Here is a 13,278-nt window from a genome sequence, read left to right on the forward strand (position 1 = left end):
TGAGGATGCGATCACGTAAGATCCTTTTGATTGAAACCCATCCCTAGCTGTATAATTTGCATATCAGGGCCGGTAAACCGCGTTATTGCATTGCTCTTTTGTTTTATTCTCCGCTATCACGAGCATAGTTTATGGGGGCTTATGATGCAAAACCATACCATTCTATCTGATCAAGACCTGGCGCAGCCCGATCGCAGTTATGAGCTGAAGCCAAGCGCTGTTGCGGCTATTTTAGAGGCTGTAGATCGTAAAGATCGTGATCAACTGGTTGCCCAGATGGAGCCTTTGCACGCGGCGGATATCGCGGATTTGCTCGAACAAATCGATGGTCACGATCGGGCGCGATTGATCCGACTTTATGAGCGTGAATTTGATGGTGAAATCCTGTCTGAGCTGAATGAGGCCATTCGCGAAGACGTGATCAATCTTCTGAAACCCGAGGTTTTGGCCGATGCGGTGCGCGATCTAGAAAGCGACGATGTTGTCGATCTGCTGGAAGATTTGGAAACGCCGCAGCAAGAAGCCATTCTGGACGCTTTGGATGATATAGATCGCTTGGCTGTCGAACAATCGCTGGCCTATCCAGAGTTTTCTGCTGGTCGCTTAATGCAGCGCGAAGTGGTTGCAGCGCCCGATTATTGGACGGTTGGAGATGCGATTGAATTCATGCGCAAAGCCGAGGAGTTGCCAGAACAGTTTTATCATGTGATTCTTGTGGATCCAAAATTCCATCCGGTGGGCAATGTCACGCTAGGGCGCATCATGTCATCAAAGCGCAGCACCGCATTGGCCAGCCTGAAGGAAGAGATGTTTCGCGTAATCCCGGCAGATCAAGACGAAGCAGAGGTTGCCTATGCGTTCAATCAATATCATCTGATTTCTGCGCCTGTTGTGGATCATGAACAGCGCCTTGTCGGCATGATAACGATTGATGATGCGATGATGGTGCTTGACCGTGAACATGAGGAAGACATTTTGCGCCTCGCCGGGGTTGGAGAAAGCAGCCTCAGCGATACGGTTTTGGAAACGGCCAAGCAGCGCTTGCCTTGGCTGGGGGTGAACCTGTTTACCGCTATTTTAGCCTCTTTGGTGATCGCGCAATTCGAAGCAGCGCTTGCGCAATTGGTGGCTTTGGCGATTTTAATGCCCATAGTAGCCTCGATGGGCGGCAATGCGGGCACGCAAAGCCTGACGGTTGCGGTGCGGGCGATTGCGACCAAAGATCTGACCCGCTCAAATCTGGTTCGGGTGGTAAGACGGGAGGTTCTTGTGGGGCTTTTAAATGGGGTGGTTTTCGCCTTGGTAATGGGCGTGGTCGGGGTTATATGGTTCGGATCCCCCATGCTTGGATACGTGATCGCGCTGGCGATGGTGATCAATTTGGTTGTGGCGGGTTTTGCCGGTACTGGCATTCCGGTTCTGCTGGCACGTTTTGGCATTGATCCTGCGTTGGCCTCTGGGGCTTTTGTGACCACGGTCACCGATATTGTGGGATTTCTGGCATTTCTGGGTTTGGCAGGGTTGATCTTGTTATGAGTGGTCTGACAGAGCGAAAACGGGCCGCGCGCAAAGCCGCCTTCGCGCGGCGCAAAGCGGCGCATGCTCTGGATATAGGCGCTTGCGCGGGGCTCTTATCATCGGTTTTGGCCGGATATCGCGGCGTATCCTTGGCCGGATATATGCCCATTCGCACCGAAATCGATCCGCGCCCCGCGATGGCGGAAGCAGCTGGATACGGCCCGGTTGGGGTGCCTGTGATTACCGGCGAAGGCCATCCTTTGCGGTTTTCAAAGTGGTATCCTGAGGGCGCGCTTAAAGAGGGGCCATTTGGTGCCAAAATCCCGATTGACGATGATTTTTTTGAACCGGAACTGGTGATCGTGCCGCTTGTGGCGTTTGATCGCAATGGCGGGCGTCTGGGTTATGGCGGTGGATTTTATGACCGCACGCTCGAGATGTTACGCGCAAAGCGACCTACTTTGGCGATTGGATTTGCCTATAGCGCGCAGCAGGCGGATCACCTGCCATTGGAGGCAACGGATCAACCTTTGGATCAAATCGTAACCGAGGATGAGATCATCGATCTGCGCGCGCGCATGATCTAAGTTTAGGCGTGTTTTTGACGCTGATTTCGTTGGGCAAATTGCCTTGGCTGAAAGGAAAATTTATGACTGTTCTTCACGATTATACGGCGCGGGTAATCTGGACGGGAAACCGCGGGCAGGGCACAAAAACCTATGGCGGGTATGCGCGCAGTTGGGATTTGTGCAGCCCCGGAAAACCTGTGATAAGCTGCTCGAATGATCCAATTTTGGGTGGGAATCCCGCGCTTTATAATCCTGAGGATCTGTTGATTTCAGCGCTGAGCGGCTGTCATATGTTATGGTATTTGCACCTGGCCAGTGAGGCCGGCTTATGTGTTCAAGCCTATCAAGATCACCCTATTGCACAGGGCGAAACGCTTGCCAATGGCGCCAGTCGGTTTGTCGCGGCAACGTTACGGCCGCAGATCACGCTGTCAAACGGCGATGATCCCAGCCGTGCCGACCTGCTGCACCACCGCGTTTCAGAGCGGTGCTTTATCGCCCGTTCTGTTAATTTTCCGGTCACTTACGGGGCGAAATATCAGTTTTCATAGCCGGCTTTTGCTTGCGCTTTCAGGGCAGAGGCCCTAGGGACGGCGGCATGAAGCTTCTTTTTCTTGGCGATGTGATGGGGCGCGCAGGTCGCGCAGCTCTGGTTGAAAACCTGCCGCGGTTGAAAGCCGAGTGGCAGATTGATTTTGCCGTGGTCAACGCTGAAAACGCCACAAGTGGCCATGGATTAAGCTCCGATCATGCGCGCGCATTGCTTGGCGCGGGTGCAGATTGCATCACTTTGGGCGATCACGCATTTGATCAAAAAGACATGTTGGGATTTATCGAAAAAGAGCCACGAATTATTCGCCCCTTAAATTTTGCCAAGAACGCCCCTGGGCGCGGAGCGCGTATTTTCAGTGATGCGCGCGGGCGCAAAATTCTGGTGGCGCAGGTTTTGGGGCAGGTGTTTATGAAACGTCCCTTTGATGATCCTTTCTCGGCGATCGATGCAGTGTTGCTTAAGCATCCTTTGGGCGGGCAAACACAGGCCAGCTTGGTTGATATTCATTGCGAGGCAACCTCTGAAAAAATGGGGATGGGGCATTTTTGTGATGGGCGGGCCAGCGTTGTGGTGGGCACCCATACGCATATTCCAACCGCGGATGCGATGATCTTGCCCAAAGGCACCGCCTATCAAAGCGATGCGGGCATGTGCGGCGATTATAATAGCGTGATCGGGATGGAAAAAACCGAACCCTTGCGCCGCTTTGTGACGGGTATGCCAAAAGCGCGGTTCAGCCCGGCAGATGGGCCTGCCACGCTTGCCGGGCTTTACGTGGAAACTGAGGATAGCACTGGAAAAGCGCAGAATGTAAGGATGATCCGCGTGGGCGGTCAATTGCAAGCGGCGGCTTTATGATTGAACGGATTTGGCCGTATTTAGCGGTGCTATGCATTGGCTCCGCCTGGGGTTTAACGATCCCGCTGACAAAAGTGATTGTCTCGGATGGCTATTTGTTTTTTGGCCTTATTTTTTGGCAACAGGTGATTTGCGCCAGCGTTTTGGGCATTGTCTTACTGGTCCGGCGTCAAAGCTTAACCATTACGCCCGGCGCGCTGCGCTTATTTGCAATCATCGCCTGCGTGGGCACCATTGCGCCAAATTCGGCCTCTTATACGGCTGCTATCCACTTGCCGGCGGGGTTTTTGGCGGTGATTATCGCAACTGTGCCCATGTTCGGCTTTCCTATTGCCGTGATGATGGGCAATGAAACCTTTGCGAAATTCCGGCTCTTGGGGCTGTTTTTTGGGCTCTGTGGTGTGATGTTGCTGGTGCTGCCAGAGGCGCGTTTGCCCGATTCTTCCAAAGTGGGTTTTATTTTCTTAGCTGTCATTGCGCCCCTTTGCTATGGGTTTGAGGGCAATTATGTTGCGCGGTTTGGAACTCAAAACTTAAACCCCGTGGCCACTTTATTTGGCGCCAGCTGTCTTGGAGCGCTTGCAACGCTGCCTTTTGCGCTTGTCAGTGGGCATTGGATCGACCCGCGCCTGCCATGGGGCGCGCCGGATCTTGCTTTGATCGCTTCGGCAACGCTGCATGCTTTTGCCTATACGAGCTATGTGTGGTTGGTGAAACGGGCGGGGCCTGTTTTCGCCCTACAGGTCAGTTATGCCGTTACGATTTTTGCCGTTTTCTGGGCGATTATTCTACTGAATGAGCAACCAAGCCTGTTTTTATGGGCGGCATTATCTGCCATACTGATTGGTATGTTTCTGGTGCAGCCGCGCCGTTAAACACGGTCTAAGGCGCGGCTGAGTGGGTTTGAAGGGACGCGTATGGTCTTTTTTTCTTCCGGTTTATGGCCGGCGGGATTTTCGCTGTGCATCGTGGCGGTGATGCTGGTGATGTTTTGGCAAGAGCGGTTTCCTAGTGAGGTGATTGCTTTGAGCGGCGCCGCGCTGTTTTTGGTGACGGGTATTTTGCCCTATGAGGCGGCGTTGCAAGTGTTTTCAAACCCGGCGCCATGGACAATTGGCGCGATGTTCATCGTGGTGGCTGCCTTGGTGCGCACGGGTGCTTTGGATGCGTTGATTTCGGCTGTGCAAAATCAAAAAATGCGCCATCCTGGTGGTATTTTGGGCCTTTTACTGCTATTCGTATTGTTATCCTCAGCGGTGGTGTCAAACACGCCGGTGGTGGTGGTGATGATCCCGGTCTTTGTGCAATTGGCGCGAAGCCTAGATATTTCTGCCAGTAAACTTCTTATTCCGCTTTCCTATACAGCCATATTAGGCGGCATGTTGACCCTGTTGGGGACCTCCACCAATTTATTGGTGGATGGGGTTGCCCGTGACTTGGGTTTGGCGGGGTTTGGACTTTTTGAAATCACACCTTTGGCTTGTATTTTGGTGGTCTGGGGCGCGGTTTATCTGCGGTTTATCGCACCGTTGCTTTTGCCCGAACGCGCCAGTTTGGCAGATGTATTGTCAGATCAAACGCAGAAGAAATTTTTCAGCGAAGTGCTTATCCCGCCGGGCTCGGCGCTCATCGGCAGGCCGGTCTTAAAAGTGGCCTTATTTCGCCGGCAAGGGGTTCGGGTGATCGATGTGCTGCGCAAGAACGCCTCGTTGCGTGATAAATTAAAGGCAATCCGGCTAAACGCAGGTGACCGGGTTGTTTTACGCTCTCCGATCGGGGAATTGTTGGGGCTACAGCAGGAAAAAACCTTAAGTCGAAGAGGCCCGGTGGATCAGGTTTCTGCCGTGGAAACCACAACTGTTGAAATATTAATTACGCCTGGGTGCCAAATGCTGGGGCGCAGGTTAAGCGATCTGCATTTGCGGCGGCGCTTTGGGGTTTATACGCTGGCTGTGCACCGGCATAATCAGAATATAGCGCAAAATTTGCACTCGCTCACTATCACTTTGGGGGATACGCTACTGCTGGAAGGCGCTGCTGAAGATATCAAACGCCTGGCGCAAGAATTTGCCCTTGTTGTTATTTCTCAACCGGCTGTGCAACCGTTTCGTCGCCGTCATGCACCCATCGCAGTTGTGACGATTTTGGGTTTGGTGCTGATGGCCGGTTTTGGCTTTGCACCTCTTTTCGTGCTCAGCTTGGTGGCTGCCGCGATATTGCTCGTGACGCGGACCATTGATGCAGAGGAAGCCTTTGCTTTCGTTCAGGGTCGCTTGTTGGTTTTGATATTTTCGATGTTGGCCATAGGCGCGGGGTTGCACCATGCGGGCGCGGTGGCACTGGTGGTCGAGGCTCTGACCCCTTTGATCGCAGACCTCTCGCCATTCCTGTTGATTTGGTGTTTTTTTCTACTGACCTCGCTGCTCACAGAACTGGTGTCAAATAATGCGGTGGCTGTGATCGTAACGCCTGTGGCGATTGCGTTGGCGCATGATTTGGGCGTTGATCCCCGGCCGCTGGTTGTGGCGGTGATGGTGGCCGCTTCGGCCAGCTTTGCCACGCCGATTGGCTATCAAACCAATATGCTGGTTTATGGGCCCGGCGGGTATAGCTTTTCTGATTTTTTGCGCGTTGGTGTGCCGCTCAATCTGAGTATTGGGCTTTTGTCGGCTTGGTTTATTCCCAAAATATGGCCCTTATAAAGCGGCTGATCCGGATTTGGAAACTTAACCCTACCATGCCGGGGCACGGCCCTTGGTGATAAACTTTGCAGATTCGTGGCTTGCCCCTTGGTGATAGCCTGACCTATATAGGCGCAAATAAAAACGGATTTCGGAGGGGAAAATGGCAGGCCATTCAAAATGGGCGAACATTCAGCATCGCAAAGGGCGCCAAGACGCGGCGCGCTCAAAATTATTTTCGAAGCTGTCCAAAGAAATTACCGTAGCCGCTAAGATGGGCGATCCGGATCCTGAAAAAAATCCCCGTTTGCGCTTGGCCGTTAAGGAAGCCAAATCAAATTCGGTGCCAAAAGATGTGATTGAGCGCGCGATTAAAAAATCGGTTGCGGGTGATGGTGATGAGTATGAAGAAATCCGTTACGAGGGCTACGGCCCAAATGGCGTGGCGGTGATTGTTGAAACGATGACGGATAACAGAAACCGCACCGCGTCAAATGTGCGTTCGACCTTCGGAAAACACGGTGGCAATTTGGGGGAAACCGGATCGGTGGGGTTTATGTTTGATCGCAAAGGTCAGGTGAGTTACGCCGCTTCCGCCGGTGATGATGATAGCGTGATGATGGCGGCGCTGGAAGCGGGCGCAGAAGATGTGGAAAGCTCAGAAGATGGGCATTTCATCTGGTGTGAAGACACCAGCCTAAATGAAGTGGCGCAAATGTTGGAAAATGATTTGGGCGAAAGCTTGTCAACCAAGCTGGTTTGGAAGCCCACAACCACCACAGAGCTGGATCTTGAGGGCATGGAAAAGCTGATGAGGCTTATCGATGCGCTTGAGGATGACGATGATGTTCAGCGCGTGACAACCAATTTCGAAGCTAGTGACGAGGTTATGGCGCAATTAGAAGGCTCTGATTGAGTATCTGTTTAATATTATTAAATTATTGAGTCTTACATATTAACCTGATGAATGATCAGTTTTCGACACGATTCTGTGACATTAGCGAAATCGTTCTTTAAATTTTTTTTTGCAATGTTTGCAGGCTGTTTTTCTTGACCGATTGCGCCTTGGTTGAAAAATGATTATCTTTATGACATCAATCGCCCCATGTGTAATCTGTTGTACACGGCGTCAGAAAATGATGACAGATCTCGAATCCTAGCCCACAACTTATACATTTTTTGAGGCATGGGCAAACTGGATTTGGTAATTTTCACGTAAATTTGCCGCGCCTTTTTATCACCCAGGGTCAATTAAAAGATTTCCTTAAGTCATAATGATAACTTTTTAATCGACACAATTTTGTATTGAAAGTCAGACAGTTTTTTGGTCCACTTTCGGTATGGTTTTAAGACTTTTCTGCTTCGGGCACTTTGATCGATCAAACAGTCTTCTGATGTTTTTGACAGGTGAATAATGTCCCAACGATACTTTAAAATGGCGCAGATGCGAGAGCTCCTATTGGGCCTTGAGGAGGAAGTGGGGCTTGGGGCATTGACCCAAAACGAAAAAGATGTGTTCTACGCGTCTTACACAGAAATCTTTATGGCGGGTGGCACTGCAAAATCTGTTGATATTAAGAAGCACGCGTTGTTGAACGGGATGGCGCAGCCGACCTTTCACAGGTGTTTGAAGGCCTTGATTGAGCGCGGGTTACTGTCGCATGCGCCCAATACCAAAGCGGGAAGCTATACAAGCCCTATCGTTTAAGGGGGGCGGTTCTACGGTTGTGTTGCGCCGTGTTCTATGGCTTGTGTTGCGGATGATCTTCGCAAGACCTATATCATGATCGAACCTTTCTTTTTGGGCTTTGGCCTTGGTCTTTCGTTGATCCTTGCGATCGGAGCGCAAAACGCCTTCGTGTTGAAGGCCGGTTTGATGCGCCGTTTTGTTTTGCCGATCGTGTTGCTTTGCGCGGTTTCTGACGCGCTGTTGATCTTTCTGGGGGTTTTTGGTTTGGGCACTCTTTTGGAGGCCCTGCCCAACCTTATGATCTGGATCCGCTTTGCGGGGGCGTTGTTTTTGTTCGCCTATGGTGCACGCAGCATGATATCGGCTTGGCGCGGCAATCAAGCTTTGGATGCAATGGGCGATGTGATGTCTTTGCCGGCGGCCTTGTTCACATGCCTGGCGCTGACCTTTTTAAATCCGCATGTATATCTTGATACGGTGATTTTGGTGGGGGGGGTTGCCAACCAATCCGAAAGCCCGTTGGGTTTTGCTTTGGGGGCTATGCTAGCCAGTTTTACCTTTTTCTTCGGGTTGGGCTATGGCGCCCGTCTTTTGGCGCCCTTTTTTGCCAATTCCCGCGCATGGCAGATTTTAGATATGGGGATTGCGCTTGTGATGTGGGCAATCGCTTACAGTCTGCTCGCCTCTCATTAGCTCTTGTGCTTTCGGCCTATTTAGCTTTTCAGTAGCGCCATGACCGAACGTTCTTCTTCATCAACCTTACGCGGCATCTTATGGATGATCGTGACGGGGCTTATGTTTGTGGGCGTGACCTCCTTGGTGAAATATTTAGGCCCGGATATGCCCGCCGCTGAGGCGGCGTTTTTGCGATATGCTTTGGGCTTGGTCTTGCTGGTTCCAATGCTGGGGTCGGTCTTCAAAAGTAATTTTTCGCAGCCGTTGATGCGGCTTTTTGTGTATCGCGGCGCTGCGCATGTGGGGGCGGTGTTTCTATGGTTTTTTGCAATGGCGCGGATTCCCTTGGCGGATGTAACGGCGATGAATTACCTATCGCCGATTTATGTGACATTGGGGGCGGCGTTATTTTTGGGTGAAAAACTGGCTTTGCGGCGGGTGATCGCCGTCGGCATTGCCTTGGTGGGCGCCTTGATTATTTTGCGACCCGGTATTCGCAGCGTGGATATGGGGCATCTGGCGATGCTGCTGGCTGCGGTATTTTTCGCCTGCTCTTATTTGTTAACCAAACGGCTCAGCGATCAAGTTTCGGCGGGCGCAATCGTTGTGATGCTTTCGCTCTTTGTCACGCTGGGGCTGGCGCCGATGGCATGGATGGTTTGGGTTCCGCCCTCGACAAACGATTTGCTTATCCTTTTTGGAGTGGCCTGCTTTGCCACATTGGGGCATTACACGATGACGCTGGCCTTTGCCGCAGCGCCCGTGAACATCACGCAACCAGTTACGTTTTTACAGCTGGTCTGGGCGGTGTCGGTTGGGATGGTGTTTTTTGACGAACCGCTCGATCCATGGGTGGTGATTGGGGGCGGCACAATTTTGGCATCGGTCAGTTTTATCAGCTGGCGCGAGGCGGTTTTGCAACGTCGTCTGCGCACCCCCCCGGTTCCTGCTACAAAAGTCTAGGCTTTCATCTAACGGAGGCTCAGCCCAAATAACCTATATCTCAAAGAGGCGTTTTTATGACATCTTCCCCCAATATTCTGATTATTATGGTTGATCAGTTAAATGGAACGTTGTTTCCCGACGGCCCTGCCGACTGGCTGCACGCGCCGCATTTGAAACGCCTGGCGCAGCGCTCGGCGCGGTTTGCCAATGCCTATACCGCCAGCCCGTTATGCGCGCCGGCGCGGGCCTCATTCATGTCTGGGCAATTGCCCTCGAAAACGGGGGTCTATGACAATGCCGCTGAATTTGCAGCTTCTATACCCACCTATGCGCATCATTTGCGCGCGGCGGGCTATCAGACCTGCCTATCTGGAAAAATGCATTTTGTTGGTCCGGACCAGCTGCACGGGTTTGAAGAGCGCTTGACCACCGATATTTACCCCGCTGATTTTGGGTGGACGCCGGATTACCGAAAACCCGGCACGCGCATTGATTGGTGGTATCACAATTTGGGCTCGGTGACTGGCGCTGGTATTGGTGAAATTTCAAACCAGCTGGAATATGATGATGAGGTTGCTTATCAAAGTTGCCGTAAATTATACGATCTGGCGCGCGGCAAAGATGGTCGCCCTTGGTGCCTCACTGTTAGCTTTACGCATCCGCATGATCCTTATGTGGCACGCAAGAAATACTGGGATCTTTATGAGCATTGCGCGCATCTCAGCCCCGCGGTTGCAGCGCTTCCTTATGCCGAGCATGATCCGCATTCACAGCGGTTATTTGATGCCAATGATTGGCGCTCATATACTTTGAGCGAGGCGATGATCCGCGACGCCCGCCGCGCCTATTTCGCCAATATCAGCTATCTTGACGATAAAATTGGCGAGATTTTAGAGGTGTTGGAAGCCACGCAGCAAGAGGCCCATATTGTCTTTGTGTCAGATCATGGGGATATGCTGGGTGAGCGGGGTTTGTGGTTTAAAATGTCTTTTTATGAAGGGTCTGCGCGGGTGCCTTTGATGATATCGGCGCCAGAGTTGCCCGCGGCGCTACTGACACAGCCGGTTTCAACGCTGGATGTCTGCCCAACGCTATGCGACCTGGCCGGCATATCGCTTGACGCTTTGCAGCCTTGGACGGCTGGTGAAACCTTGGTGCCGCTGGCGCTTGGTCAAGCGCGCAGCGCGCCCGTGCTGATGGAATACGCCGCAGAAGGCTCTTATGCACCGCTGGTGTCTTTGCGCTATGGGCGCTGGAAATATAACCGTTGTTTGCTGGATCCCGATCAGTTGTTTGATTTGGAGGCGGACCCGCAAGAGCGGATAAATTTGGCCAACCTGCCGGCGCATCAGGGCACAGTGACCTCGCTTAGGGCAAAATCCGAGGCGCGCTGGGATCTTAGCGCCTTTGACGCCGCCGTTCGACAAAGCCAGGCGGGGCGCCTGGTGGTGTATGAGGCGGTGCGCAAAGGGGGCTATTACCCTTGGGATTACCAGCCGCTGCAAGATGCCTCTGAACGCTATATGCGCAACCATATGGATCTGAATATTTTGGAAAGCCAACAACGCTTTCCCAGAGGGGATTAGCCGGCGCTTACGAGCAGATCCAATAAATTATTGATATCTGTACGCGCGGCTTGGGCATCTATCACACCAGTGGATTGCGCCGCACTTATCCAAACACCATCGATATAGGCCTGCAGCGCCTGTTCCACCATTTGTTGGCGCTCTGAAGCAACCAGTAGCCGCGTTTCGCGCCGCAAATGGCTTGCCACGCGAGCGCGATTGATTTTTTGAAGCCGCGCCAGCGCGGGTTGGTAGGGCGCGGCTGACCAAAACTGCACCCAGACATTGCAATGGGTTTTCGTGAAGAGAGAATCGGAAAAGTTTGCGGTTAAAACGGCTTGCAGGCGTTGTTTGGATGTTTTGGTTTCTTTTAGATTGTTGATGACCTCACGGCGCAAGAGTTCGAGCAAGTGGCGCATCGTAGCTTCCAGCAGCTTTTCTTTACTGCCAAAATGATAGGTTATGCTGGCGGCTGTCGTGCTCGCATAGGCAGCGATTTCACTTAACGTGACATTTTGAAATCCTTTTTGTCGCACCGCTTGCAGAGTGGCTTGAATGAATTCTGAATTGCGTATGTCACGAATGCTGCGTCTTTCCATGCGGTTTATCTGACGCGGCTAGGGTAGAATTTCAAGAAATATATCAAAATTAATATGGTCATATAAATTTTTATTTTTATATATCACTTTTTCTGCTATGGCTTTCCGCGCAGCTTTGAAGGGGATATGCATGTATAGCACGCAGCCAACAGCAAGCCATTTTATTGATGGGCGCTATGTTGACGATATAAGCGGGGCGCGGTTTGATGTGATTTACCCCGCTTCAGGGGCTGTTATCGCGCAGATATACGCGGGTACGGATCATATTATAGAGCAGGCGCTAAGCGCGGCGCAGGCCGCGCAGCAAGATTGGGCGGCGCGCTCGGGCACTGAACGGGGGCGCGTATTGCGCCGCGCTGCCGATCTGATCCGCGCCCGCAACCGAGAGCTGTCGGTTCTAGAAACCCATGATACGGGCAAACCACTTTCGGAAACGCTATATGCGGATGCCACCAGCGGCGCCGATGCGCTTGAATATTTCGGGGGTTTGGCGGGAAATGTGACTGGAGAGCATATCCAGCTTGGCGAAGATTGGGTCTATACGCGCCGCGAAGCTTTGGGGGTCTGTCTTGGCATTGGTGCCTGGAATTACCCGACGCAAATTGCCTGCTGGAAAGCTGCGCCAGCCTTGGCCTGCGGCAATGCGATGATTTTCAAACCATCAGAAACCACGCCGCTTTGCGCGCTGAAAATCGCCGAAATCCTCAGCGAAGCTGGTTTGCCAGATGGCGTGTTCAACGTTGTACAAGGGCAGGGCGATGTTGGCGCGGCGTTGCTGGAGGATTCGCGCATTAACAAAGTTTCGCTCACCGGATCGGTCGCCACGGGGCGCAAAGTTTACCAAAGCGCCGCCGCGGATCTGAAGCAGGTGACGCTTGAGCTGGGGGGTAAATCGCCGCTGATTATCTTTGAAGATGCGGATTTGGACAATGCCGTTGGCGGCGCGATCCTCGCGAATTTCTACTCGTCAGGTCAAATTTGTTCCAACGGCACGCGGGTGTTTGTGCATAAAACCATCAAAGAGGCGTTTTTGGATCGGTTAAGCGCGCGGCTTGACCGGGCGGTGATCGGCGATCCGCTGGATGAAACCACAAATTTTGGTCCGCTGGTCAGTGATCGGCAGATGCAGATTGTTCAGGGGTTCATCGCGCAAGGTATTTCCGAGGGTGCGCGGTTGGTCTGCGGAGGGCAGCGGCTCGAGCGCCCGGGCTTTTATTTGGCGCCGACCGTGTTTGCAGATGTCAGCGATGAGATGACGATCGCGCGCGAAGAAATATTTGGGCCGGTTCTCAGCGTTTTGGATTTTGACGATGAGAGGGATGTGGTGGCGCGCGCGAATAAAACCGAATATGGGCTCTCTGCGGGGGTTTTTACCCGTGATATCAGCCGCGCGCATCGTGTTATTGGCAAATTGCAGGCGGGCAGTTGCTTTATCAATTCATATAATGATGCCCCCGTCGAGGCGCCTTTTGGCGGCATGAAATTATCCGGTATCGGGCGCGAAAACTCGAAAAACGCGATTGAGCATTATTCGCAGTTGAAATCGGTCTATGTTCGTATGGGGGATGTTGATGCACCGTTTTAAAGGCGCGGATATCGGCATTTATGCGCGCGTCCTGCGATGG

Annotated in this window: 13 protein-coding genes; 12 read left to right on the forward strand and 1 reads right to left on the reverse strand. The window is 52.4% G+C overall.

Translation table 11 applies throughout. From position 1 onward, the window contains the following. Window positions 1-144: 144 nt before the first annotated feature. The 11 genes from mgtE to betC all read left to right on the forward strand — a co-directional run bounded on the left by mgtE (window position 145) and on the right by betC (window position 11,075). Window positions 145-1,536, forward strand: a complete 1,392-nt coding sequence (mgtE, locus tag GN241_05040; protein ID XAT56783.1) for a magnesium transporter — start codon at window positions 145-147, stop codon at window positions 1,534-1,536. Next, entirely contained in the window at window positions 1,533-2,105 is a 573-nt protein-coding gene (locus GN241_05045; protein XAT56784.1) for a 5-formyltetrahydrofolate cyclo-ligase, read from the forward strand. The genes mgtE and GN241_05045 overlap by 4 nt, the downstream gene beginning before the upstream one ends. Window positions 2,106-2,167: 62 nt before the next feature. Continuing rightward, window positions 2,168-2,638 (forward strand): OsmC family peroxiredoxin, encoded by a 471-nt coding sequence (locus tag GN241_05050; GenBank protein ID XAT56785.1) that lies wholly within the window; start codon window positions 2,168-2,170, stop codon window positions 2,636-2,638. Between the two features lie 47 nt (window positions 2,639-2,685). After that, window positions 2,686-3,498: a TIGR00282 family metallophosphoesterase gene (locus GN241_05055; protein ID XAT56786.1), complete on the forward strand. Its 813-nt coding sequence runs from the start codon at window positions 2,686-2,688 to the stop codon at window positions 3,496-3,498. Further along, complete coding sequence (locus GN241_05060) at window positions 3,495-4,373, forward strand: EamA family transporter (protein ID XAT56787.1); 879 nt, start codon at window positions 3,495-3,497, stop codon at window positions 4,371-4,373. Before GN241_05055 ends, GN241_05060 begins: the two co-directional genes overlap by 4 nt. A gap of 42 nt (window positions 4,374-4,415) precedes the next feature. Further along, window positions 4,416-6,200 (forward strand): SLC13 family permease, encoded by a 1,785-nt coding sequence (locus GN241_05065; GenBank protein ID XAT56788.1) that lies wholly within the window; start codon window positions 4,416-4,418, stop codon window positions 6,198-6,200. A gap of 142 nt (window positions 6,201-6,342) precedes the next feature. Beyond that, the gene (locus GN241_05070; GenBank protein XAT56789.1) at window positions 6,343-7,095 is read left to right on the forward strand and encodes a YebC/PmpR family DNA-binding transcriptional regulator; all 753 of its coding nucleotides are present in this window, start codon (window positions 6,343-6,345) and stop codon (window positions 7,093-7,095) included. A 498-nt stretch (window positions 7,096-7,593) separates the two neighbouring features. Continuing rightward, window positions 7,594-7,887, forward strand: a complete 294-nt coding sequence (locus GN241_05075; protein XAT56790.1) for a hypothetical protein — start codon at window positions 7,594-7,596, stop codon at window positions 7,885-7,887. Between the two features lie 75 nt (window positions 7,888-7,962). Then, window positions 7,963-8,562, forward strand: a complete 600-nt coding sequence (locus tag GN241_05080) for a LysE family transporter (protein XAT56791.1) — start codon at window positions 7,963-7,965, stop codon at window positions 8,560-8,562. A 39-nt stretch (window positions 8,563-8,601) separates the two neighbouring features. After that, window positions 8,602-9,507 carry an EamA family transporter gene (locus GN241_05085; protein XAT56792.1) on the forward strand — a complete coding sequence of 302 codons (906 nt, stop codon included), beginning with the start codon at window positions 8,602-8,604 and terminating at the stop codon, window positions 9,505-9,507. 56 nt (window positions 9,508-9,563) lie between these two features. Further along, window positions 9,564-11,075, forward strand: coding sequence for a choline-sulfatase (betC, locus tag GN241_05090; protein ID XAT56793.1), 1,512 nt, complete (start codon window positions 9,564-9,566; stop codon window positions 11,073-11,075). Here betC and betI read toward each other — a convergent pair. Next, window positions 11,072-11,653, reverse strand: a complete 582-nt coding sequence (gene betI / locus GN241_05095) for a transcriptional regulator BetI (GenBank protein XAT56794.1) — start codon at window positions 11,651-11,653, stop codon at window positions 11,072-11,074. The genes betC and betI overlap by 4 nt on opposite strands. A gap of 130 nt (window positions 11,654-11,783) precedes the next feature. Between betI and betB the strand changes: the two genes are divergently transcribed. Continuing rightward, on the forward strand, window positions 11,784-13,238 hold the full coding sequence (betB, locus tag GN241_05100; protein XAT56795.1) for a betaine-aldehyde dehydrogenase: 1,455 nt from the start codon (window positions 11,784-11,786) through the stop codon (window positions 13,236-13,238). Window positions 13,239-13,278 lie beyond the last annotated feature (40 nt).

This window comes from Rhodobacteraceae bacterium IMCC1335 (assembly GCA_039640495.1).
Taxonomy (GTDB): domain Bacteria; phylum Pseudomonadota; class Alphaproteobacteria; order Rhodobacterales; family Rhodobacteraceae; genus Thalassovivens.